The organism is Streptococcus sp. 2022WUSS135 (genome assembly GCF_044427045.1).
Classification (GTDB): domain Bacteria; phylum Bacillota; class Bacilli; order Lactobacillales; family Streptococcaceae; genus Streptococcus; species Streptococcus hashimotonensis.
On record NZ_JAOTGL010000016.1, the window covers coordinates 1 to 24,432 of the forward strand.

Genomic DNA, 24,432 nt, shown 5'->3' on the forward strand with positions numbered 1-24,432 from the left:
AAGAAATTAGCCCATGATAATAGAAACAAAAGGAAAAACACAAATAGTTCGGCTGGATTTCATCAAAATCAGCTTGAATCTATCTGTGTTTTTTATTTACTGGCTAGTTTTTGCTCAGCCTCTTTTTGTCGCATACTTGACTTAGAGTTGACTTAAAGGTATATAATAGATATACAAAACTAAGGGAGAATGAATATGAACATTAAAGAAGTTAGTGATGTAACAGGTCTATCGGCAGATACCATTCGCTACTATGAGCGGATAGGGCTTATTCCCAAAATTGCAAGAAAATCTTCTGGAGTAAGGGACTTTGTGGAAAATGATGTAGCCGTTTTGGAATTTGTTCGCTGCTTTAGGAGTGCTGGTATGTCTATTGAGCGCTTGATTGAGTATATGGGCTTGGTGCAGGCTGGCGATAGTACTGTGGAAGCCCGGATTGATTTACTAAAAGAGGAACGGGAAGTCCTGCAGTTACGATTGTTGGAAATTCAGCAAGCTCTAGAACGTTTAGATTATAAGATAGAAAATTACCAGACTATATTAAGAGGTGCAGAAAATCAATTGTTTACAGACGGCAGTGGTTCATGCAAAAAAGACAGAGAATAACTTTCTCTGTCTTCATACTTCATTATTAATTTTTTCTGATAACTTGTCTGGGTTTAAATTTCTTCTTTAGTCCAATTTGAACCAAACGTAGTCCAAGAAAACCCGTCGCACTTGCCAATATGATGGCAATAAAAACAGGAATGCCTACGGATAGATAGACATAACTAGCGATGACTGTTATCAAACTAAAAAATGCGATATTAACAAAAAACAACAATTCCTTTAGACGTTCTTTATTGGTATTTTTTGCTTGATAGGTTTGAAAATTAGCCTTTTTCTCTTTCGGGATATACTCTTCGTACTGGTACTCATGGGACTGATAGTGTCTTAATGGCATATCGTCTCCTTTTCTGCTCCTTAAAGAATACCATATCATTGATGAATTATTATGTCATTTATATTACAATAATGTTACAAGAAGGATATTAGAAAAGTCTGAATATTAAAACACAGCTAGTCACTTATCAGATATTTCTCTTTTTGATATAATTATCTTTATGGAAAAAATTATCATTACAGCAACAGCTGAAAGTATTGAGCAGATCAAAGAACTGCTTGCAGCAGGAGTTGACCGTATTTATGTTGGGGAAGAGGACCATGCCCTTCGCATCCCAACAAATTTTACCTATGATGAACTCAGGGAAATAGCAGAGCTAGTTCATAGCGCAGGGAAGGAATTGACGGTCGCTGCCAATGCCCTCATGCACCAAGATATGATGGACAATATCAAACCGTTTATGGAGCTAATGAGGGAAATCAAGGTTGATTATCTGGTTGTCGGAGATACTGGAATTTTCTATATCAATAAACGTGATGGCTACAATTTCAAGCTAATCTATGATACATCTGTCTTTGTGACTTCCAGCCGTCAGATTAACTTTTGGAAAGATCATGGAGCAGTAGAGGCTGTTTTGGCAAGAGAGATTCCATCAGAAGAACTCTTTGATATTGCTAAGAACTTGGAAATGCCAGCGGAAATCTTGGTCTACGGCGCCTCTGTTATTCATCATTCTAAACGAACCTTGTTACAGAATTACTACAATTTTACAAAGGCGGATGAGACAGATTTGTCACGTGGACGCGGACTTTTCTTAGCTGAGCCGAGTGACCCAGATAGCCACTATTCTATCTTTGAGGACAAGCATGGTACCCATATCTTTATCAACAATGACATTGATATGATGACCAAGCTGTCAGAATTAGATGAACATGGTTATCATAATTGGAAACTTGATGGTATCTATTGCCCTGGTCAGAACTTTGTTGAAATTGTTAAGCTTTTTGTTCAAGCAAGAGATTTGATTGAAAAAGGCGAATTCACTTATGATCAGGCCTTCCTTTTGGATGAACAGGTGCGCAAGCTCCATCCAGCTGAACGTGGCTTGGATACAGGCTTCTACGAATTTGACCGCAATAAGGTTAAATAACAATATTTATAGCACAATTTATTTACTTTAACCTGACAGAGTTAGCTCTGCCCTAAGTTTCCGAATGAAACAACATCGTTATTCTATCCTGCAAATAGAAAGAAGTTTATTATGTCAAAAACATTAAAGCGTCCCGAGGTCTTGTCACCTGCTGGGACTTTGGAGAAATTGAAGGTAGCCATTGATTATGGTGCTGATGCTGTCTTTGTCGGTGGCCAGGCCTACGGTCTGCGTAGCCGTGCAGGGAACTTTACCATGGATGAGATGCGGGAAGGAATCGAATATGCCCATGCCCGTGGAGCCAAGGTCTATGTAGCTGCCAACATGGTCACCCACGAAGGCAATGAAGAAGGAGCGGGAGCTTGGTTCCGTGAACTACGAGACATGGGCTTGGATGCGGTTATCGTTTCCGACCCAGCCCTTATCGTCATCTGTGCGACTGAAGCACCAGGCCTTGAAATCCACCTGTCAACTCAGGCATCATCTACCAACTACGAAACCTTTGAGTTTTGGAAGGAATTGGGCTTGACCCGTGTTGTCTTGGCCCGCGAAGTGACCATGGAAGAAGTGGCTGAAATCCGCAAACGGACAGACGTTGAAATCGAAGCCTTTGTTCACGGTGCCATGTGTATCTCCTACTCAGGTCGCTGCGTCCTCTCCAACCACATGAGCAAACGCGACGCCAACCGCGGTGGTTGCTCTCAGTCTTGCCGCTGGAAGTACAACCTCTATGACCTACCTTTTGGCGAAGAACGCCGTTCGATTAAGGGGGAAATACCAGAGGAGTTCTCCATGTCTGCGGTGGATATGTGTATGATCGACCATATTCCAGATATGATTGAAAACGGAGTCGATAGCCTGAAAATCGAAGGCCGTATGAAGTCTGTCCACTATGTATCAACAGTAACCAACTGCTACAAGGCTGCGGTAGATGCCTATCTTGAAAGCCCAGAAAAGTTTGAAGCGATTAAGCAAGACCTGATTGATGAGATGTGGAAGGTTGCCCAACGTGAATTGGCGACTGGTTTCTACTATAGCCCGCCGAGTGAAAATGAGCAGCTCTTTGGAGCCCGCCGTAAGATTCCAGAATACAAATTCATCGCCGAAGTAGTGGCTTTTGACAAGGAAACCATGACTGCAACCATTCGCCAGCGTAATGTTATCAACGAAGGCGACCAAGTAGAGTTTTACGGACCAGGTTTCCGTCATTTTGAAACGACTATTCAGGACTTGCATGATTCAAATGGAGAAAAGATTGACCGTGCCAACAAGCCGATGGAGCTCTTAACTATTAAGCTGGACCGTGAAATCTATCCTGGTGACATGATCCGTGCCTGCAAATCAGGCCTCATCAACCTCTACCAAGAAGATGGACAATCCCTAACTATTCGTGCATAAACAAACAAAAGGCTGAAATTTCAGCCTTTTGTTTGTTGTTGAGAAGTCTTGATGCTATCTGGAACCAAGGTAACTTTTTTGATGTCCTCGATTTTTATAATGCTGGTAACCTGACGTTTGAAATTTTTCATGATAATCCGTTGGCGATTGGTATCATATTTCACAATGTCACCTGTGAAACTACGATCACCATAGATGACATGGACTGCAGCTTTTTTATACAAAGCCAGCTCCAAGTTATTCTTGATTTCTTCCTTGCTATCTGGCTCAATAGACTTAGGAACTTTGCCATGTTCTAAAAAGACGGTGATCTGCTCGAAAATAACTTCTAAAAACCTCTTCATGGCATAATCCTTTCAAACTTGATATAATTATATTATCTAATTTTTATAAAAATGACAAGCTTTTTCGAATAGATAAGCGAGGAGGTAACAAATGGCAGAATTTACATTTGAAATTGAAGAAAAATTATTGGTCTTATCTGAAAATGATAAAGGATGGACCAAGGAGCTTAATCGAGTATCTTTTAATGGAGCACCAGCCAAGTATGACATCCGTACCTGGAGTCCTGACCATACCAAGATGGGGAAAGGGATCACTCTTAGCAATGAGGAATTTCAAGTTCTACTCGATGCGTTTGCTAATAAATAAATGAGAGAAGCCTAAGCAAAATAGGCTTCTTTTTTGATAACAGGTTGCAATAAACGATGACAAATCATGACTAGTGTAATTTTAGCTAAATCAGGAAGAATGAAAGGCAAAACAGTCCATCCGATAGTGTCAGTCCAACTGGCACCTGAAACTAGCTTAAATACAAAACAGCCGAGAAGGAAACAGATACTTGTTCCAAGTAGGCAGGCTAGAAAAATTGTAACTGGTGAGGAGTCTGATTTAGTGAGGGTAGAAGTGATGATAGTGTAGAGTAGAAACCCCCATAGAAAGCCAGATGTCGGTCCTGTGAGTGCAGCAAAGCCACCAGAAAAACCAGCAAAAACAGGTAAACCGATAGCGCCAAGAACTAGATATAAGCTGACACTTGTAATTGCCTCCTTGGGTTTGTATAGACAAGCTACTAAGCCGATAGCCAAGGTTTGTAATGTAAATGGTACAGGTCCAATAGACAGACTGATTTGTGAAAGGGTGGAAATTAAGGCTGTTCCAATAGCGATATAAACAAGTGATTTGATAGAAGTTGTTTTCATTTGTTATCCTCTTAAAATTTTATGGTTAACAAAAATTATAGTGAGATTGGATAAGAAAGTCAATGTTCTTTCATCGGCTGTAACAACTTTATAGGTGATTTTTATAACAACTAATGAGAAACTTATATAGTAAAAAAACAACAAATTATATGTAAAACAACCTATACCTATGCTAGAATAATAAAAAAAGAAAGTGAGAATTTCTATGACAGAATTACTTGATATTTACCGTACTCTTAAATCTAAAACTTGGGTAGACTTGACTCACCAAATCAATGAAAAGAGCCCGCATTTCCCTGCGCTACCAGCTCTCGAAAAGAAAGCTCTATTTACTCATAAGGATGGCTTCTTTGTCGAACAATTTACGGTTGTGGGGCAGTATGGAACCCATATTGATCCTCCGATTCATTTTGTAGAAGGAGCTCGTTATCTTGATGAGATTGATTTGAAAGATTTACTCCTGCCACTCTACGTTATTGATAGATCAGCTGCTGTTATAGCAAATAATGACTATGAGATAACTAAGCAGGATATTTTAGACTTTGAGGCTGAATATGGCCCGATTGCGCCAGAATCTTTTGTTGCCTTTCGTTCGGATTGGTCAAAGCGTTGGCCTAGTCAAGATGCCATTCGTAATCTAGACGAAGATGGAGTTCAACGTACACCAGGATGGAGTCATGAAGCTCTAGAATATTTGATTGAAGAACGTCAGGTGAAAGCAGTTGGTCATGAAACATTGGATACCGATTCAGGAGTATCTGCAGCCAAACACGGAGGAAGTTTACCAGAAGAATACTATCTCCTATCAAAAGATATTTATCAGTTGGAAGTATTGGCAAACTTGAATCAGGTACCACCAACAGGTGCATTGATTTCAATCGCTTTTCCTCATTGGGAGAAGGCTTCGGGTTCACCAGTGCGAGCAATTGCTATATTACCATAAGAAAAAGTCCAGACAGTGCTGACCTTCATGTCTGGACTTTTTCAATTGAGTTAACGCATAGTAACAAATTCTTCAGAACCTGTCGGATGGATGGCGACAACGGCATCAAATTCTTCTTTTGTAGCTCCCATTTTGATAGCAACTGAGAATCCTTGAATCATTTCATCGACACCATAGCCAATGCCGTGCAGACCAACGACTTTTTCATTTTCTCCTACGGTTACTAATTTAAACTTGGCCATTTGGCGGTTGTTTTCTAGGGCAGTGTACATAGAAGTAAAGGCTGAAGTATAGACTTTTACCTTGTCCTGGCCGTATTGGGCAATCGCTTCGTCCTCAGTCAGACCAACGGTTCCGATAGCGGGGTGAGAAAAGACGACAGTTGGGATGGTTGTGTAATCCATTTTTGCGGTTGGTTTATTGTTAAATAAACGTTCTGCCAAAAGGCGACCTGCCTTGATTGCAACGGGTGTTAATTCTTTTTCACCAGTCACATCACCGAGGGCATAGATACCTGGTACAACTGTTTCTTGGTATTCATTGACAGAAATATGTCCTGAAGAAGTAAGTTGAACACTAGTTGCTTCTAGGTTGAGTTTGTCAATATTTGATTTACGTCCAATTGCCCAAAGGATCTTCTGAGCAATATGGCTACTACCGTCAGCAAAGTTAATCTGGATTTGTCCATCATCAGTTTTTTCAAGACTGACAGGAGTTTTCCCGGTATGGAGTGGAAGGTTGGTACGTTGCATTTCTTCCATCAAGGCATCAACAATGTAGGTATCAAAGCTACGAAGAGGGCGATTGCCACGAACAAAGAGGTCAGTTTGGACACCGAGTCCATGTAGGAGACCGGCCATTTCCACAGCGATATAACCAGCACCAATCACAGCCACAGAAGAAGGTAATTCTTCCCATGCAAAGATATCGTCAGATACAATCCCTAGCTCACTACCAGGAATAGCAGGGACTACCGGTTTGGCGCCAGTTGCGATGACAATGTGTTTTGCACGAATCAGCTCACCATTGACTTCAACCGTTTGATTGTCCACAAAACGTGCGAAACCCTGGATAACTTCTACTCCGTTATTGTTAAAAGTATTACCGTAAGATGCGCGTGAACGCTCAATATAGGCTTCGCGATTTTTACGCAAGGTGGCAAAATCAAAGGTCACTTCTTGGCTAGTAAATCCATATTCAGGTCCATAATGCTGAATGGCTTCTGCTACCTGAGAACCGTACCACATAATTTTTTTGGGTACACAGCCAAGGTTAACACAGGTCCCTCCTAGATAGCTTCCCTCAATAACTGCTGCCTTGGCACCGTACATAGCGGCTCGGTTCATGGTAGCGATGCCTCCGCTCCCGCCTCCGATAGCGATAATATCAAACACTTTCATAAATTTCCTCCAATAAAGGTCAATAATTATATTCATTGTAACGCTTTTTTGTATGTCAATCAAAAATCTGCTACGTTACCTTACAAAAATGTAAGTGGGAAAATCGCCGAACTTTTTATAAAATAGTTAGGAAAAAACTTGCATTTGTTCTTGTATTTGTGTATTATATAGACAACACAAATAGGTATGTTTTGTAAAGAAAAGGAGTTTGTTATGTTAAAGACAAAGAAAGCAAAAATTGCTTTGTTTGGTGGTCTTGGAGTGGTCGCAGTTGCCTTAGTAGGTGGGGCTTTAATTTTTAGCAATATGCTAACATCGCCATCATCTTCGGAAGATGTAGCCATGAGTATGACCTATACTGTTGCTAAAGAAGGCTCAATTGCTTCCTCAACGCTACTTACAGGAACGATTACAGCAGCAGACGAGCAGTATGTTTACTATGATCCTTCTAAGGGAGATTTGAGTGAGGTTTTGGTTGCTCCAGGTGCTAAGGTCGAAGTAGGTACCCCTTTGATTCGCTATGATGCTACAGAATTACAGTCTGCTTTGGATACTGCTGTTCGTGGTCGTGATAAGATTGGTCGCCAAATTGCAGACTTAAGAACCAACGGTCAGACTGTTCAAACAACTGGTGATGCAGAAACAGATGCTGCAGCAACTGCTACTGCACAACGTTCAGTAGATATGCAGTTGGCAGACTTGAATGATTCATACGCAGATGCTCAAGCTGCGGTTGATAAAGCCTATACAGCTTTAACTGAAGCGACAGTAACTAGTACCGTTGCTGGTACAGTTGTTGAGGTGAATAAGGCTGTTTCTAAGAATTCTACATCGAGCCAGACAGTTGTACATATTGTAAACCAAGGTAGTTTGCAAGTAACAGGTAGTTTGACAGAATACGATTTGGCTAACATTGCAGTGGATCAAGAGGTCAAGCTGACTAGCAAGGTATATCCCGATAAGACTTGGACAGGGAAAATTACCTATATTTCAAACTATCCATCTAGTGATCAAGCTGGTGCTGCTACAACAGGAACCAGTGGTTCAGGTGCTAAATATCCATTTAAGGCAGCTTTAACTAGTGAATTAGGTGAGTTGAAGCAAGGATTTTCTGTAAATATTGAGGTTGTCAATACAAGTAAAAATATTTTAATTCCGGTGTCCGCAGTTGTGCCAGAAGAAGATAAAAACTATGTGTGGACCTTGGTTGATGGGAAAGCTAAGAAAGTAGAAGTCACTCTGGGGAACGCAGATGCTTTGAATCAGGAAGTGACCGCTGGTATAGCAGCAGGAGATAAGGTTATTACCATTCCAACTCCGAATCTCGAAGATGGCAAAGAGGTTGAAGCCAATGAAGAACCAGCTTATTAGACTAACAAGTATCAATAAATCCTACAAAAATGGTGATCAAGAACTCCAAGTTTTAAAGAATATTGATTTAGAGGTGGAAGAGGGAGAGTTTCTTGCCATTATGGGGCCCTCTGGTTCAGGGAAATCAACCTTGATGAACATTATTGGGCTTTTAGATCGTTCCAGTTCAGGAAACTATTGGTTGGAAGGTGAAGAAGTCAGTCAACTTTCTGAGAAAAAATTAGCTCAGGTTCGGAATGACCAAATCGGTTTCGTTTTTCAACAATTTTTCCTCTTATCGAAACTTAACGCCCTTCAAAATGTAGAATTACCCTTGATTTATGCTGGAGTTCCATCAAGCAAACGTAAGGAACTAGCTAAACAATATCTTGAAAAAGTTGAATTGGCAGAGCGGATGACGCATTTACCATCAGAATTGTCTGGTGGTCAAAAACAACGGGTAGCTATTGCTCGTGCACTAGTCAATACCCCAGCTATTATTTTAGCAGATGAGCCTACAGGTGCCCTAGATACCAAGACAGGTGAGCAGATTATGCAACTTCTGACGGAGTTGAATAATGAAGGAAAGACCATTATCATGGTTACGCATGAGCCTGAGATTGCTGCCTACGCAAAACGAAAAATCGTTCTACGTGATGGAGTAATTACCGAAGATAGTCGAAGGGAGGGAGTTTAGATGGAAAATTGGAAATTCGCCCTCAAATCTATTATGGCTCATAAAATGAGATCGCTCCTTACTATGTTAGGTATCATCATTGGTGTGGCTGCAGTTGTCATTATTGTTGCCATGGGAACAGGGGTGGCCAAAAGCATAGAAAAGTCTTTAGCTGGTGATCAAAATAATGTTCAGGTTTACTTTACTGCCTTCTCCAGTTCAGGCACAGCTTTCGGTCCGTTTGGCACAGCGTCGACGGAAGAACCAATTTTAGAGGAAGAGCCGGATTTAACGGATTCTACTTTAAAAGGACTGCTAGAGATTGATGGCGTGTCAAACTATTACTCCAGTATCAGCAACATAGCTGAAGTCAGATCGGGCAATAAAAAAGCAGAGAATGTCACTATTACTGGTGTTAGCCAGAATTTCTTTGCTGTGAAAGAGTATGAGATTTTAGCTGGTCGTCAGTTTACAGCTAATGACTATAGTCGTTTTTCACGTATGATTATGCTAGATACGGCATTAGCAGAGAAGTTATTTGGTTCTATAGAGAACTCTCTCAATCAGACGATTAGTGTTAATAGCAATGCCTATCTAGTAATAGGGGTCTACAAAGATCCGAAAGCAGGGACAGCTATTTATGGAATGAATTCAGGTGGAAATGCCGTCATGACTAATACGCAGCTAGCTGCTGAAACAGGCATGAAAGAAAATTCTCAAATCTTTGTCCATGTTGAAGATGTTACTCGGGCAACAGAAGTTGGGCAGGCTGCTGCAGATTACTTGACTAAAGCGACTGGATTGAAAGAAGCGAGATACGAGATTTATGATATGTCAGCCATGTTGGAGGAGTTTAAATCTCAAATGTCTGGCGTTACCTTGTTTATCGGTGCTGTTGCAGGTATCTCCTTGCTAGTTGGTGGTATCGGTGTCATGAATATCATGCTGGTATCAGTAACTGAGCGGACTCGTGAAATCGGTCTTCGAAAAGCGCTTGGAGCAACTAGAGGAAATATCTTGGTTCAATTCTTGATAGAAGCGATGGTCTTGACAACTCTTGGTGGAGCAATTGGTCTCGCAATCGCTCAGACAATAGTGTTCTTGCTCAATGTGAGCAAGGCGTTGGGCGAAAGAATAGCTGCTGAAATTTCAATTCCTGTTGTGTTAGGTAGTCTGGCTTTCTCAGCAGTAGTTGGTATTGTGTTTGGTGTACTACCTGCAAACAAAGCATCTAAGCTTAATCCAATTGAAGCTTTGCGCTATGAATAATCAATCTATTGAAACGATTAGGTTTTTCCTAGTCGTTTTATTTTCTGAGCAAATCAATTGATTTTGTCACTAATTAGAGATAAAATAAACGCATCAATTAAGAAATAGTGATTTCAAAGGAGAACACATCATGGTAGAATTAGGTATTTCAACATTTGGCGAAACAACTCCACTAGAAAAAACAGGGGAAACTTACAGCCATGACGAGCGAATTCGCCAGCTAGTCAAAGAAATCGAACTAGCTGATGCGGTGGGGCTTGATGTTTATGGGATTGGGGAGCATCACCGAGAAGATTTTGCGGTTTCTGCACCTGAGATTGTGCTGGCAGCTGGTGCCGTCAATACCAAGCATATCAAGCTAACATCAGCAGTTTCAATCCTTTCCTCCATGGACCCTGTACGACTTTATCAGCAGTACACCACCATTGATGCTTTGTCAAATGGCAGAGCGGAAATCATGGCGGGTCGTGGTTCCTTTACGGAGTCATTCCCCTTGTTTGGCTATGATCTCCATGACTATGAAGAACTCTTCGATGAAAAGCTAGATATGCTTCTGGAAATCGACAAGGAAACCAATCTCAAGTGGGATGGACATTTTACCCAGTCAGTCGATAATAAGCCAGTCTATCCACGTCCTGTTCAGGAAGACTTTCCGATTTGGGTCGCAACTGGGGGCAATGTAGAATCCACCATCAAGATTGCTAAGAAGGGCTTGCCAATCGTTTATGCTGTCATTGGTGCAGGGACCCATCGCTTTAAACCTTTAGTCGATGATTATCGCAAGGTTGCCCGCAACTCAGGTCATAATCCAAAGAAAACGAAAGTTGCAGCACATTCTTGGGGTTGGATTGCAGACGACCATGACAAGGCTGTGGAAGAATACTATCATCCAACTAAAGTAATTACGGACAATATTGCCAAAGACCGCCCACATTGGAGCGAGATGACCAAGGCGCAATATCTCTACTCCCTGACAGACGAAGGGGCAACCATCGTCGGAGATCCAAAACGAGTTACTGAAAAAATTATCAAGACAATTGAAACACTTGACTTGGACCGTTTCTTCCTCCATCTCCCAATCGGCTCTATGCCACATGAAGATGTCCTCCGTGCTATCGAACTCTACGGAAAAGAAGTCGCGCCAATTGTCCGAGAATATTTTGCAAAAAAAGAAGAGAATCGGTCCCAAGACTCATGAGATAAAAAGGAGGGGACGTTATAATAGCCTCACTTCTCTAAAGTGGAGTCAACATCACAGCGCAGTGGTTGATTGGCTTTAACAGTCCAGTGGACTGTTAAAGGTTGGAGATAAGATTTGCGAAGCAAATTTCAACAATTCGTGTTTTACACTCCACATCTTCCTCTACGGCTGAAGCGAACGGTGTTCGCTTTATTTCCAACCTCCAACAGTCACTACTCTGACTGTTGGAGCTATGCGGGGGTGGGACTAAAATAGTCCAGTGGACTATTTTAGCTCGAACTACTGTTGGGAAGTGAGGGGAACTCTCTATGATTATTTGAGTTCTGTCCCACTCCCAATCCTAAATATTTTTCATAATCTCCTGAAAATCCTGACCAAGTGGTCGGGGTTTTTTGCATGCAAAAACACTCTTGGAAATTCCAAGAGTGTTTTAAGTAACGGTGTTAAACAGTTTGTAATTTTTATTTCATTATCGGGAGTGATAAGGTCTGGTAGACCTTGTCAGCCTGTTACCTATTTCATTGTAGGGAGTGAGGCTGGGAAAAAAGTCCTGCCACGCTTCTCAGAGTTCGTGTCAACATCTCGGCGCAGTGGTTGATTGGCAGATTTGTTCGTGTTTCACACTCCAAATCTGACCTAATCAACTGTGCGGGGGTGGGAAGACGAACTCTTTTTTAGACCAGTCGAGTTCTTTCCCACTCCCAGCCAATCGCTAAGAAAACTGGAGAGCGATTGGTACATTCTAGTAAAAACAATACTAACAAGCTATTCTTGCTTACTTCATTGTAGGGAACAATAGCACATCCCGAATAGTAGTGGTGTCTGTCAGGAGCATGCAGAGGCGGTCGATACCGATTCCGAGGCCGCCTGTTGGTGGCATACCGTATTCGAGGGCTTCGATGTAGTCGTAGTCAACGCCTGTCGCTTCGTCGTCACCGAGTTCTTTAGCCTTGGCTTGGGCTTCGAAGCGTTCCAATTGGTCGATTGGGTCGTTCAATTCTGTAAAGGCGTTTCCGTATTCCTTGGTCATGATGAAGAGCTCGAAGCGGTCTGTGAAGCGTGGGTCTTCATCGTTTTTTTTAGCCAGTGGAGATACGGCTACTGGGTGACCATAGACAAAGGTTGGTTGGATAAGGGTTGCTTCAACGTATTCTTCAAAGAAGCTGTTGATGATTTGACCAACTTCTGTATGGTGTTTTTCCACAGGGACTTTATGCTCAGCTGCAAGGGCTTTTGCTTCCTCGAAGCTCATCTCTTGCCAGAAGTCCACGCCAGTTTGTTCCTTAATAGCATCAACCATGTGGATACGCTTGAATGGCTCATGGATAGCAATTTCAGTGCCCTGATAAGTCACAGGACCATCACCGACAACAGCCTTGGCAGTGTGCTGGATAATACCTTCGGTCAAGTCCATGATGTCTTGATAGTCTGCATAAGCTTGGTAAACCTCAATGGAAGTGAACTCAGGGTTGTGGGTCGCATCCATACCTTCGTTGCGGAAGATACGGCCGATTTCATAAACGCGTTCCATACCGCCGACAATTAGGCGTTTGAGGTGGAGTTCTGTCGCGATACGAAGTACCATGTCAATATTTTGGGCATTGTGGTGGGTGATGAATGGACGAGCTGCAGCACCACCAGCTTCGTTGTGAAGGACAGGTGTTTCAACTTCCAAGAAACCAAGTCCGTCAAGGTAACGGCGGATTTCTGAGATAATTTTTGAGCGGGTCACAAAGCGGTCAAAGCTCTCGCGGTTAGTAATCAAGTCCAAATACCGTTTGCGGTAGCGGGTCTCGATGTCTGTCAAACCGTGGAATTTTTCTGGCAATGGGCGGAGCGCTTTAGATAAGTGAGTCAATTTGCGAGCATGGATAGACAACTCACCAACGTTTGTCTTGAAGACATCTCCCTCGACACCGATAAAGTCACCAAGGTCTGCTTTTTTGAAGATTTCATAATTTTCTTCGCCAACATCATCCTTACGAACGTAGATTTGAATCTGGCCTTCGCGGTCTTGAATGTGAGCAAAACCTGCCTTACCTTTACCACGCTTGGTCATGATACGACCTGCGATGATTGCTGTTTGGCCTAATTCTTCCAAGTCTTCTTTTGATTTGTCTTCGTACTGGGCCTTCAATTCAGCTGAATTTGCAGAACGCTCAAAACGTTTTCCAAATGGGTCAATGCCCTGTTCAGCAAGAGCCGTCATTTTCTCACGACGGACAATCTGTTGGTCATTTAATTCTTCAAAATGTTCAGTTGACATAAAAATTTTATTCCTCCAAAGTCTGTTATTTCTATTTTATCATAGAAGATAGAAAAAATCAGTATAAATTGCTAATAGGATAGGAAAAAACAGCAGAAAATTCTACTGTTTTGCTTTATAGCTGGTATCATTCCAAGCTAATTCTGTAAAGTTTTCGAAATCGCTTGTTTCTAAAATAGTAACCGATGCATTATCCAAACCACCTCGGTGACGCAGTTGGGCTGGTGGAAAACCAAGCAGGCGATGGATAGAAGCGGTTAGAAAGGCACCATGGCTGACGATGAGGACTGTTTCCAGGTTTTCTTCTTGAAGAGACTGGATAAAATCGACCATTCTCTGTGTGACCTGATGGACAGATTCGGCATCAAAGACATCGTGTTTAAATCGTGCTAGATTATGTTTGAGTGCCCAGGCTTGTTTGGGGTAGATGGCACGAAAAATTGCCATCTTGCTTCCTTCTAGCGTTCCAAAATTCCATTCACGTAGTTGTGGCGTGGTTAGAACGGTTTGGCAATGGTGATTGGCTTTGGCAATTTCTACGGCAGTGCTATGTGCACGCTGCAAATCACTAGAATAAATAGCATCAAAGGGGATTTCAGCAAGGTATTTGCCCAGTTTTTCTAAATCCTGATAAGATTCGGGCAAGAGAGCCGAATCTCCAGAATAGCCTTGAAAGCGTCCCTCCAAATTCCATTCGGTCTTACCGTGACGGACAAAGTAGATTTTCAAGTCTAGGCCCTCCCTTCAATCAAATCGGCAAAGTCAGCTTTTACAAAATCAGCTAAAACCTGGCTATCAATTTTAATCGATCGACCAATTTCTCCAGCAGAGACAATCAAGTGACCGAGTTCAAGGGCAGATTGATCAATGTAGATTGGGAAATTATGCTTCTGACGAATGCCCACGGGATTGTTGGCACCGTGGACGTAGCCAGTTGTCTTTTCCAAGTCCTTTTGCGGAATCATGCTCACTTTTTTATTGCCAGAGATCTTGGCTAATTTTTTCTCAGACAGGTGTTCTGTGATTGGGACAATGCCGATAATTGGTCCAGTTTTATCCCCAGTTAATGCCAGTGTTTTATAAATTTCGTGTTCTTCAATTCCTGGTGGAAGTTGACCTTCGAAGGCATTTAAAACAAGGCTATCATGATCGATCTTAGCCTTGTCTAATATTTGGTCCACCAAGGTTTTCTTTATTTTAACCTTTTTTGCCATTATTTATATTTTTCCTCAAGTTTACTCATCCAAAGCCCTAACCATGCTCCTAGTATAAATAGGACAATAGCAGCAATCCATGTAACAAAGTTCGCTCCAGCATAGGAAATAGACTCTTTGTTGCTTGCTTGTGGAATCAAAATTAGGAGAGTAGAAGATGAGACGATACCAATAATAAAGTGATAAACACGTGAATGGTATACTTTCAGAGCGTGGTCCATTGCTTTTGAAAATGCAACCATTGCAAGAACGCCACCGATTGCGATTGGTAGGAAGGTACCGAATAGATCAAGTGATTTGAAACCATTTAGCATTGGCGTGTAGATACCCAAAATCAATAGCAAGTTTGAAGGGCTGAGTCCAGGAACAAGTACTCCTAAAGCAATCAAGGCACCTGCCAAGACAAAACTTGCAAAGTTTGCTGGAAGTGTCCCGACAAGATCGCTTAAATTGTAAAGTAGGAGACCAGAAATGATGAATGTACCAATCAACCAAGCCAAATCAATGCTATCTCGTTTGCTCTTTTGAGTTGATTCTTTAAGCAGGCTAGGGATAGTTCCCACGATTGCTCCCGCAAAGGCCCACAAAACTGGGACTTGGAAATGTTGCAATAAATATTCAACAGGGAAAGAGAAGAGTGCGATTCCCAAAATTCCACCGATTCCTACAGGAACAAAATAAAGAAAGTTTTCCTTGAAATCTTTTCGAATATTTGCTAAAAATCCAATTAGTCGCTCATAAATTCCGAGGATAGCAGCGAGTACTCCCCCAGAGACACCAGGTAAGATAAAGCCGAGTGCGATAATCATACCTTTAATAATTCTTGAAATCCAAGAAGCCATAATTTCCTCCAAAATGTATAATAACGCTCCTATTATAGCATAAAGCAAGTAAAAATAATTAAAAAGACTGCCTGTTAGATAAAATCCAGCAGGCAGTTTTGATTAAAGATTGTAAAAAACTGGTCTTGCTCTATAGAGTAAAATGAGCAGAATAGAGGCAATTGCAGTGGAAGGAAGAATATAGCTGATATTGTAGGTAAAGGAATAGAACCAGACAGGCATACCATCTGGAGCGTAGTCTGCGTAGAAAATAATTCCTGATAAAAAGGTGGCTATCAATCGGATGCTTCCTCCTAGAAAACTAGCCAGAGTAATGATGAGAGTAGCATTTTTTAGATCTTTTTGTTTGGATAGGGTGGGTGCCACTAAACCTGCTAAACCAATTCCGGCGTAAGAAAGTGCATAGTCAAGAAAAACTTGAAAAACGTTTAGGAAGTAGCCACCGTAGAAAAGTTGAATGGTTCCGACAATACCACCAGTAAGAACCCCAACCCCTAGTCCGTGGCGTAGAGCAAGTAGTAAGATTGGAAGCATGACTAAAGACACGGATCCACCTTGGGGCATTGTAAAGAGCGGGATTTTGTCAAAGACGAGGGCAATTGCAGAAAAGATAGCGACTTCGGCTAGGATGGATAATTTTGATGTGGACATAAAAATACTCCTTTGTAGATTGCAGACAAAGGAGTGTTTATAGCAGAATATAGTATCATTCTATAAAGCACACAATTCCTACGCTAGTTTTAACTAGATCAGGTTCGAGGATTTCGCAGTTGCGATCTCAGCCGAAGCACTCCTTTGTGTATATGTAATTAGTGAAATTGTATCATTTTATTCGGGTGTTGTAAATAGTTTCTGATAAACTTCGTTAGGATCTTTGAGTGTAGTAATGAGGTTTAAATCCAAATGGTGTTCAAATCCGTTGACATACCCACGTGATGTGTATTGGTGAAGATCGTAATCCAAATCAGTATTTGGAGCGGCATTGTAGTAGCCAGAATCATCACCATATGTAGGAATCCAGACTGCATCGAATTTATCCACATTGATGCTGTGGTCTTCCATGAAATAGGTTCCGACGTAAATTCCAATGTTTTTAGCACCGAGAGTTTCTAACTCTTTTCGAAAAGCCTCCACTCCAGCATTCATATCATCCATGGTATATTCTTCAACGTCTAACCAATAGAAGGTCGGCTTGTATTTATTGGCGGCCTTATAAAAACTTCGAGCTTCCTCCTGCATGCTCTCAATACTATTTCCCGTGACATAGGCATAGACAGCAACAGGGATATTTCTTGCTTGGAATTCTTTAATATGGGTATCAAAGGATTTATCTAACCCGTTTTTATCAGTCGCTGTATTTTCGTTTTTAGTGTGTGATCCACTTTGAATACGAACGATTGCGCCAGAAATATTTTTGCTAAGGGTATCGTAGTCAATTTCAGAAGGTCTCTGCCAAGCAGAAACGTCGACGATAGGTTTCATTTCGAGCGCATTTGCAATGTAATAACTTGAGCTAGAATTTGTTGTTTTAGAACTTGTACTGGTGTTTGATTGTGTGACTGCGGGTTCGTTAGCTACCTCCGTCTTATTTACAGTATTTCCAGTCACCTCAGTGATGAAAATAAGAGCAAAGAAGGATAGGAAAAAACCAACAACAATCATCGGATTTAGTTTCTTTCTCATCTCCTCAATTCTACCGTAAAATCATGAAAAAATCAAAAAAATACGATTCAAGAAATAGTAAAAGATTATCTGAACTTGACATAATAAAGGGAATAAGGTAGGCTAAATTGGTATGCATGACAAAAGTGAAAAAGTAAGACGTGTTAGTCAGCTAGTTGTTCTGTCCTCTTTGACGATTGTTTTAAGGGTGGTTTTTGGGCCATTTCCCAATATAAAGCCTCTTACGGCTATTTTCCTCATTGTTCTGTCTTATTTCAGTTTGCTGGAGAGCTGGACATTGATGATACTAGCGATGGTAGGGAGTGGCTTGCTTTTTGGATTTGGAACAGTTGTTTTGTGGCAAGTTCTTAGTTTTGCTTTCATCCAATTTATATGGTGGTTGGCAATTGGTCCTTCTATCAAAAAAGAGAGCATTCCCTTGTGGCTACAGAGTCTTCTGGCGGGGATTCTTGTCTTTTTATATGGGCTAACGATAAGTTTTTTATCTGCTACACAGTTTGGGATTTCCCCTATCGTCTTCTGGCTTAATGGTCTAGTCTTTGATAGTTTACACGCTGCTTCAACAGTTTTGTTTTATCCAATTATTGATTATATTTTTAGGAGATTTTATAAATGAAAAAAATTAGTATTATGTTGACGGTTGTCTTCTCGCTCTTCTTGGCTGCTTGTACAAACACTACTGAGAAACAGAGCAAATCGGCTATCGAAGTCACTTTGCAGATTACAACCAAGGACAAAGAGAATCGTCAGGAAGTTACTGCGGAAGAAGGTGATAGTGTCATGGATGTGCTTAAAGAACATCATGACATTGTAGAAGACAATGGTTTGATAACAGAAATTGATGGTGTTAGCCAAGATGCGAGTACCAATACATACTGGATGTATAAAGTTAATGGCCAAATGGCTGATAAAGGGGCGAAAGACCTTACAGTTGCGAATGGGGATGAAATTGAATTTTATCTTGAAACATTTGAATAGATATGAAAGGCTTCGGCCTTTTTCTTGTTGACAAAAGTTAGTTCCGAATGTTTGCAGAGCAACTTAGAAAGTGATAAGTATTTTTATACAAAGTATGCTATAATAAGAGCTATACTCGAAGAAGGTTGGATAAGCAATGAAGATTGACAAACGCCAGTTGTTGAATTACTCCATACTGATTCCCTATCTCATCTTATCGGTGATTGGGTTGGTCATGGTCTATTCGACAACCAGTGCTACGCAAATTATTAATGGTGGAAATCCATTTAGAACAGTGATTAACCAGGCAGGATTCTGGATTGTCAGCTTGGTAGCAATCTATACGATTTATCGTATGAAATTAAGTTTTCTACGCAAGAAAGCTGTTATCTATTCGGTTATTTTGGTAGAAGTATTTCTGTTAGCTATTTCTCGGTTGTTTCCTCCGATTAACGGGGCTCATGGCTGGATTCCTCTGCCGATTGCAGGAACCTTGCAGCCGGCGGAATATTTGAAATTAATTATCATTTGGTATCTGGCACATGAGTTTGCAAAACAACAGGCGGATATTCGGACTTATGATTATGTATCGTTGATTAAAGGAAGTTGGATTCCGAAAGAGTTTACAGATTGGCGGGTGGTCAGTCTGCTCCTCCTTGGTTTAGTTGCGACACTGCCAGACTTGGGAAATGCGACGATTATTGTGCTGATTATGGTCGTGATGATTAGTGTGAGTGGGATTGCCTATCGCTGGTTTTCAACAGCGGTTTTGGGAATTGTGGCCGCCTCAACAGTTATTCTAGGAACGATTCGTATTTTGGGTGTAGAAACGGTGGAAAAAATTCCGCTCTTTGGTTATATTGCTCGTCGTTTTGCGGCCTATTTTGATCCATTTGGTAATGCCACCAACTCAGGTCTTCAATTGACTCATTCTTACTATGCGATGAGTAACGGTGGATGGCTTGGACGTGGCTTGGGAAATTCGATTGAGAAAAAGGGGTATCTACCAGAGGCCCACACCGATTTTGCGTTTTCGATCGTCATTGAAGAACTCGGTTTTGTTGGAGCTAGTTTAATTCTAGCCTTATTGTTCTTTTTGATTATTCGAATTATTATTGTAGGCGTCCGTGCTCGTAGTCCATTTAATGCGATGATGGCACTTGGAATGGCAGGTATGCTTCTGATTCAAACATTTGTCAATATCGGAGGAATTTCAGGAATTATTCCTGCAACGGGGGTAACTTTCCCCTTCTTGTCACAGGGGGGATCGAGTCTTTTGATTATTTCCATCGGGATAGGGTTTGTTCTGAATATTGATGCTAGTGAAAAACGTCGATTAATTGAAGAAGAAATAGAGCGTACGCTAATTTAGAGATAGGAAAGAGGTAGGAGATGGGTATTCAAAAATTAGAAAACTATAACAACAAGGAAGCAATCCGTGAAGAAGTAACGATTCTAACATCTATTTTGGAAGAAGTAGCAGCTCAAATGATGCCTGCAGAGACTTTTGCTAAAATTGTAGAATTATCTCAATTGTCTCGTCAGGATGATTATCAGGCATTGATTGCTATTATCAGTCAGTTGAATAATGATGAACTAGCAGTTATTTCTAGATATTTTGCTGTTTTGCCACTTTTGATTAATATATCAGAAGATGTTGACTTAGCCTATGAAATCAATCACCAAAACAATATTGATCAAGATTATCTTGGTAAGATTTCAACAACAATTGATATGGTTTCCAAACAAGAAAATGCAGCTGAAATCCTTGAAAAGTTGAATGTTGTTCCAGTCTTGACAGCCCATCCTACTCAGGTTCAACGTCAGTCTATGCTTGATTTAACCAAGCATATTCATGAGTTGCTTCGTCGTTATCGCGATGTAAAATTGGGCTTGCTCAATAAAAACAAATGGGAAGATGAGCTCCGTTGTTACATTGAGATTATCATGCAGACGGATATGATTCGCGAGAAGAAGTTGAAGGTAACCAACGAAATCACAAACGTTATGGAGTATTACAATTCTTCCTTTATTAAGGCTGTCACTAAGTTGCAGCGGGAATACAAACGTTTGGCCGCTGAGAAAGGAATCGCCTTAAATAACCCTCGTCCAATTACAATGGGGATGTGGATTGGGGGAGACCGTGATGGAAATCCATTTGTTACTGCAGAGACCTTGAAGCTGTCAGCCTTGACTCAGTGTGAAGTCATTATGAATTATTACGATGAGCAACTCTATAAACTCTATCGGAATTTTTCGCTCTCAACTTCCATTGTGAATGTATCTACAGCGGTTAAGATGCTGGCGGATTTATCTGAAGATAGTTCTGTCTACCGTGAAAACGAGCCTTATCGTCGTGCTTTTCACTATATTCAGATGAAACTTGCAAATACAAGAGATTATCTAGTTCACAATAAGCCGTCAGATGTTCGCTATAGTAATGTAGCCGAGTTTAAAGCTGATTTATTAGCCATCAAACAATCTTTGATTGAAAATAAATCTATGGCGCTATTGAAAGGTGATTTTACAGAATTACTTGAAGCGGTTGAAGCGTTTGGTTTCTACCTAGCTAGTATCGATATGCGCCAAGACTCTTCTATTCATGAAGCGAGTGTTGCGGAACTATTGGCTTCTGCCCGTATCGTAGAAGACTACTCCAGTTTATCTGAGGAAGCTAAATGTCATGTTCTTTTGAAACAGTTGGAAACTGATCCACGCATTCTTTCTGCAACGCACATGCCAAAGTCAGAACAATTAGAAAAAGAATTGGCTATCTTTGCTGCTGCGCGTGAATTGAAAGATAAGCTAGGTGAGGAAATCATCAAGCAACACATTATTTCACACTCGGAGAGTGTTTCTGATTTGCTGGAATTAGCTGTCCTATTAAAAGAAGTTGGTCTAGTAGATGTCGATAAGGCCCGTGTTCAGATTGTTCCACTTTTTGAGACAATCGAGGACTTAGATAATGCACCTGATACCATGCGTCAATATCTGCAATTAGATTTAGCGAAACGTTGGATTGCAGGCAATAAATACTACCAAGAAATCATGCTTGGCTACTCAGATTCCAACAAGGATGGTGGCTACCTGTCTTCCGGCTGGACACTCTACAAAGCACAGAATGAATTGACGCAAATTGGTCAAGACTACGGAGTAAACATCACCTTCTTCCACGGTCGTGGTGGTACTGTTGGTCGTGGTGGTGGTCCTTCCTACGATGCGATTACATCTCAGCCATTTGGTTCCATCAAGGACCGACTTCGTTTGACAGAACAAGGCGAAGTGATAGGCAATAAATACGGTAACAAAGACGCAGCCTACTATAATTTAGAAATGCTGGTATCTGCAACGCTTGACCGTATGGTCACACAAATGATTACCGATCCAAATGAAATCGATGGCTATCGCGAAACCATGGATGAAATTGTATCAGATAGCTATCGTATTTATAGAGATCTTGTGTTCAATAATCCACATTTTTATGATTATTTCTTTGCCGCTAGTCCAATTCGTGAAGTATCAAGTCTGAACATTGGCTCACGTCCAGCGGCTCGAAAAACCATCACAGAAATCGGTGGTTTGCGTGCGATTCCATGGGTATTCTCCTGGTCACAAAACCGTGTCATGTTGCCGGGTTGGTATGGAGTTGGTTCAAGTTTCAAACGCTTTATTGATAAGCACCCTGATAATTTGTCTAAGTTACAAAAAATGTACGAATCTTGGCCATTCTTCCGTTCACTTCTATCAAACGTGGATATGGTATTGTCTAAATCCAATATGAATATCGCATTTGAATATGCTAAAATGTGTGAAAGCGAAGAGGTACGAAATATCTTCCATGTCATTTTAGATGAATGGCAATTGACCAAAGAAATCATTTTATCAATCGAGCAAAATGATGAGCTTTTAGCAGAACTACCGTTCCTAAAAGCCAGTCTTGATTATCGCATGCCTTATTTCAATGTGCTCAACTATATTCAGATTGAATTAATTCATCGTCTTCGTCGTGGAGAATTGAGCAAAGAACAAGAGAATCTCATTCATATTACCATCAATGGTGTGGCGACAGGTTTGCGCAACTCGGGTTAATACCACTACAAAACAACTTCTTTGGAGGTTGTTTTTTTCTATTCTAAAAATATATAATAATTATAAGAAAGCGTAACCAAACCATCCCTTATTCGTTTTATCAGTGAAAGGAGGAGATGAGTATCAAACTGGATCAATATGAAAAAGAAATTATTGGTATTGCTGAGGAGATTTCCTACTATCTGCAAAAATCAGGAGCCAGCCCAGCTGACAGTCAGGATATTGCCCAAGATGTTCTAGTCAAATTGCTTGAATCTGATATTGTCCTTCCTTTCGAAAAACTAAGAGCTTGGCTTTACCGTTCTGCAGTCCGGGCTTACATTGACAAATACAGGAGAGACAAGCGCTACCATGAAATTTTACAAAAGGAGTTTTTTAGACCTGAAAATTTTTTGATCTATGACCAAGAGGGGCATGATGAGCTCTATCAAGCGGTGGAAGGTTTGCCCAGTAAGTACCAGCAGGTGATTGACCTCTATTATTTCCAAGATATGAGTATCAAGGAGATTGCGCATATTTTAGGTGCTGGTCAAAGTTGGGTGAAAATCAGCCTTTACCGAGGACGCAAACAGTTAAGGAAAGCATTAGAAGAGAGAGGAGATGAATATGAAGACTTTTGAAGAGGTAACGAAAAGGAGTAAGCGGAAGAATTTATGGAAGACAATAGGGCTATCATCGCTCATCGGCTTCATCTTAATGCTTATTGGCATTCAAACAGTAAAAATCCTCGTCGGTGCACGAGAAGGGCGTGAGAATTGGAAACAAATTATTTTAATGGAAATCTCTTATCCAAATATAAAACATGACGGTATTAAAATCCAAAGCACGAGTTATGTATCTGGGAAACTTTACTGCAATTTATATAAGGATCTAGCTGGTGTTCCTATGGTTTTTGGTCAGCACGAAATTTACTATGACCTGTTTGATCGTCACTATGATTTTGCTCAGCATATACCTGGGAATACCTTCAAATATCTATATGATTTCACAACCAATACCAAGGTACCTGTTTTTTACAATAGAAAAAAGTCCGTTTGGAGTGTTCAAGACATTGCCAATGAATTGCATTATCTTAAAGACATGAGTGGGCAGCTAGTAGAAGTGGCTATTTCCTTTGATAAGAAGTACAGTTTGGCAGAAATCAAGCAAATGATTCCTAGCAATCTCAAGAAAAATTGGTATTGGATAGGGACAGAAGGGAAGCAGAGTACCCATTACTATCGTCCAGAGCAGCTTTTGGGATTAGATCCAGAGGATATTCAACTGGTCTTTTCGGATATGCCTGGAGACTATATGTCAGGTATGGACTATATGAAAGAGTTCTTAGAATCGGGAGATCAGAAACGAGCGCAGTATTTGGACATACCTGTGGATGACTTGCAAGCCTTTGTTGATAAGTTTGGTAACACCGACTTTACCAAACAAGAAGAGATTGATCAGTTGGAGTTCGCAGGCATTATCTTAACAGGGAAAGCAGAAGACTTTGCTCAATTGGAAGGCAAGGACTGGATTTATTCTTCTAGTATTGGAGCGTCCATTCCTATTCAGCCTTATTATCAACTGCATCATTAAGTGAAAATAGTCAATATATTTTCAATACCTATAGCAAGAGGCTTGCCGGGGAGTCGTAGGATGACTGAACGGAGAAAGGTCTGTTGCAGTAGTCTCGTATTTGTGGACCTTGTAGCTATGGTAACATCAATATTCCTATGGAAGTGAGGTATTTTTAGTTGAGTAATAGGTTAAAATGGGATGATAAAAAAAGTTATGAGCGAAGCTAATAGCCCTTGCAGAAAATGGATAAAATAAAAAACAATAGAAAATGCTTGCAATTCTGCTACAATTTGATAGAATAGTAAGGTAAAGTTAGACTGTATTGCCTACTGTCTATCTATAAAATATATTTTAT

Annotated in this window: 25 protein-coding genes and 1 riboswitch; of the genes, 15 read left to right on the top strand and 10 right to left on the bottom strand. The window is 40.8% G+C overall.

Annotation, left to right across the window (positions count from 1 at the left end):
- The first annotated feature begins 195 nt into the window (after positions 1-195).
- A complete protein-coding gene (gene nmlR / locus ODU45_RS06240) occupies positions 196-606 on the top strand; it encodes a stress response transcriptional regulator NmlR (protein ID WP_105138941.1) in 411 nt (136 codons plus the stop codon).
- A 25-nt stretch (positions 607-631) separates the two neighbouring features.
- Here nmlR and ODU45_RS06245 read toward each other — a convergent pair whose 3' ends face one another.
- Positions 632-943, bottom strand: a complete 312-nt coding sequence (locus ODU45_RS06245) for a DUF3270 domain-containing protein (protein WP_105153584.1) — start codon at positions 941-943, stop codon at positions 632-634.
- A 160-nt stretch (positions 944-1,103) separates the two neighbouring features.
- On the opposite strand from ODU45_RS06245, the gene ODU45_RS06250 reads away from it, so the two are divergent.
- Positions 1,104-2,033 (top strand): peptidase U32 family protein, encoded by a 930-nt coding sequence (locus ODU45_RS06250; protein WP_398580979.1) that lies wholly within the window; start codon positions 1,104-1,106, stop codon positions 2,031-2,033.
- Positions 2,034-2,144: 111 nt separating this feature from the next.
- Complete coding sequence (locus ODU45_RS06255) at positions 2,145-3,431, top strand: U32 family peptidase (protein ID WP_014637579.1); 1,287 nt, start codon at positions 2,145-2,147, stop codon at positions 3,429-3,431.
- Between the two features lie 20 nt (positions 3,432-3,451).
- Here ODU45_RS06255 and ODU45_RS06260 read toward each other — a convergent pair whose 3' ends face one another.
- Entirely contained in the window at positions 3,452-3,775 is a 324-nt protein-coding gene (locus ODU45_RS06260; protein WP_136671789.1) for a hypothetical protein, read from the bottom strand.
- A gap of 91 nt (positions 3,776-3,866) precedes the next feature.
- On the opposite strand from ODU45_RS06260, the gene ODU45_RS06265 reads away from it, so the two are divergent.
- Positions 3,867-4,082: a YdbC family protein gene (locus ODU45_RS06265; RefSeq protein WP_004194749.1), complete on the top strand. Its 216-nt coding sequence runs from the start codon at positions 3,867-3,869 to the stop codon at positions 4,080-4,082.
- Positions 4,083-4,093: 11 nt separating this feature from the next.
- Here ODU45_RS06265 and ODU45_RS06270 read toward each other — a convergent pair whose 3' ends face one another.
- Positions 4,094-4,633 (bottom strand): biotin transporter BioY, encoded by a 540-nt coding sequence (locus ODU45_RS06270; protein ID WP_221877055.1) that lies wholly within the window; start codon positions 4,631-4,633, stop codon positions 4,094-4,096.
- Between the two features lie 205 nt (positions 4,634-4,838).
- Here ODU45_RS06270 and ODU45_RS06275 point away from each other — a divergent pair, with 205 nt between their 5' ends.
- Positions 4,839-5,576: a cyclase family protein gene (locus tag ODU45_RS06275; protein WP_398580980.1), complete on the top strand. Its 738-nt coding sequence runs from the start codon at positions 4,839-4,841 to the stop codon at positions 5,574-5,576.
- Positions 5,577-5,626: 50 nt separating this feature from the next.
- Here the strand turns inward: ODU45_RS06275 and gorA are convergent, their stop codons facing one another.
- On the bottom strand, positions 5,627-6,976 hold the full coding sequence (gene gorA, locus ODU45_RS06280; RefSeq protein ID WP_398580981.1) for a glutathione-disulfide reductase: 1,350 nt from the start codon (positions 6,974-6,976) through the stop codon (positions 5,627-5,629).
- Positions 6,977-7,189: 213 nt separating this feature from the next.
- On the opposite strand from gorA, the gene ODU45_RS06285 reads away from it, so the two are divergent.
- From ODU45_RS06285 to ODU45_RS06300, 4 genes are all read left to right on the top strand, one after another.
- Positions 7,190-8,347 carry an efflux RND transporter periplasmic adaptor subunit gene (locus tag ODU45_RS06285; RefSeq protein WP_024402725.1) on the top strand — a complete coding sequence of 386 codons (1,158 nt, stop codon included), beginning with the start codon at positions 7,190-7,192 and terminating at the stop codon, positions 8,345-8,347.
- On the top strand, positions 8,328-9,023 hold the full coding sequence (locus tag ODU45_RS06290) for an ABC transporter ATP-binding protein (protein WP_044679028.1): 696 nt from the start codon (positions 8,328-8,330) through the stop codon (positions 9,021-9,023). The genes ODU45_RS06285 and ODU45_RS06290 overlap by 20 nt, the downstream gene beginning before the upstream one ends.
- A complete protein-coding gene (locus ODU45_RS06295; RefSeq protein ID WP_105158765.1) occupies positions 9,024-10,271 on the top strand; it encodes an ABC transporter permease in 1,248 nt (415 codons plus the stop codon).
- A gap of 130 nt (positions 10,272-10,401) precedes the next feature.
- Positions 10,402-11,469: an LLM class flavin-dependent oxidoreductase gene (locus ODU45_RS06300; RefSeq protein ID WP_398580982.1), complete on the top strand. Its 1,068-nt coding sequence runs from the start codon at positions 10,402-10,404 to the stop codon at positions 11,467-11,469.
- A 778-nt stretch (positions 11,470-12,247) separates the two neighbouring features.
- On the opposite strand, the gene lysS is transcribed toward ODU45_RS06300, so the two are convergent.
- The 6 genes from lysS to ODU45_RS06330 form a co-directional block, all read right to left on the bottom strand.
- On the bottom strand, positions 12,248-13,738 hold the full coding sequence (gene lysS / locus ODU45_RS06305) for a lysine--tRNA ligase (RefSeq protein ID WP_024380363.1): 1,491 nt from the start codon (positions 13,736-13,738) through the stop codon (positions 12,248-12,250).
- 102 nt (positions 13,739-13,840) lie between these two features.
- A complete protein-coding gene (locus tag ODU45_RS06310; protein ID WP_029752197.1) occupies positions 13,841-14,467 on the bottom strand; it encodes a histidine phosphatase family protein in 627 nt (208 codons plus the stop codon).
- Positions 14,468-14,469: 2 nt separating this feature from the next.
- The gene (locus ODU45_RS06315; RefSeq protein ID WP_398580983.1) at positions 14,470-14,952 is read right to left on the bottom strand and encodes an aminoacyl-tRNA deacylase; all 483 of its coding nucleotides are present in this window, start codon (positions 14,950-14,952) and stop codon (positions 14,470-14,472) included.
- The gene (locus tag ODU45_RS06320) at positions 14,952-15,794 is read right to left on the bottom strand and encodes a DUF368 domain-containing protein (RefSeq protein WP_024410120.1); all 843 of its coding nucleotides are present in this window, start codon (positions 15,792-15,794) and stop codon (positions 14,952-14,954) included. The genes ODU45_RS06315 and ODU45_RS06320 overlap by 1 nt, the downstream gene beginning before the upstream one ends.
- Positions 15,795-15,896: 102 nt before the next feature.
- A complete protein-coding gene (gene thiT, locus ODU45_RS06325; protein ID WP_044684077.1) occupies positions 15,897-16,445 on the bottom strand; it encodes an energy-coupled thiamine transporter ThiT in 549 nt (182 codons plus the stop codon).
- Positions 16,446-16,503: 58 nt separating this feature from the next.
- Positions 16,504-16,599, bottom strand: a riboswitch (TPP riboswitch).
- Between the two features lie 23 nt (positions 16,600-16,622).
- Positions 16,623-17,477 carry a glycoside hydrolase family 25 protein gene (locus tag ODU45_RS06330; protein WP_398580984.1) on the bottom strand — a complete coding sequence of 285 codons (855 nt, stop codon included), beginning with the start codon at positions 17,475-17,477 and terminating at the stop codon, positions 16,623-16,625.
- A 112-nt stretch (positions 17,478-17,589) separates the two neighbouring features.
- On the opposite strand from ODU45_RS06330, the gene ODU45_RS06335 reads away from it, so the two are divergent.
- The 6 genes from ODU45_RS06335 (at position 17,590) to ODU45_RS06360 (ending at position 24,095) form a co-directional block, all read left to right on the top strand.
- A complete protein-coding gene (locus ODU45_RS06335; RefSeq protein WP_024406699.1) occupies positions 17,590-18,093 on the top strand; it encodes a hypothetical protein in 504 nt (167 codons plus the stop codon).
- Positions 18,090-18,455, top strand: coding sequence for a DUF4430 domain-containing protein (locus ODU45_RS06340; protein ID WP_044684074.1), 366 nt, complete (start codon positions 18,090-18,092; stop codon positions 18,453-18,455). Before ODU45_RS06335 ends, ODU45_RS06340 begins: the two co-directional genes overlap by 4 nt.
- 136 nt (positions 18,456-18,591) lie before the next feature.
- Positions 18,592-19,806, top strand: a complete 1,215-nt coding sequence (gene ftsW / locus ODU45_RS06345) for a cell division peptidoglycan polymerase FtsW (protein WP_011922075.1) — start codon at positions 18,592-18,594, stop codon at positions 19,804-19,806.
- A 20-nt stretch (positions 19,807-19,826) separates the two neighbouring features.
- Positions 19,827-22,523: a phosphoenolpyruvate carboxylase gene (gene ppc, locus ODU45_RS06350; protein WP_398580985.1), complete on the top strand. Its 2,697-nt coding sequence runs from the start codon at positions 19,827-19,829 to the stop codon at positions 22,521-22,523.
- 116 nt (positions 22,524-22,639) lie between these two features.
- A complete protein-coding gene (locus ODU45_RS06355; protein ID WP_105121858.1) occupies positions 22,640-23,143 on the top strand; it encodes an RNA polymerase sigma factor in 504 nt (167 codons plus the stop codon).
- Entirely contained in the window at positions 23,124-24,095 is a 972-nt protein-coding gene (locus ODU45_RS06360; RefSeq protein ID WP_398580986.1) for an anti sigma factor C-terminal domain-containing protein, read from the top strand. Before ODU45_RS06355 ends, ODU45_RS06360 begins: the two co-directional genes overlap by 20 nt.
- Positions 24,096-24,432: the final 337 nt, after the last annotated feature.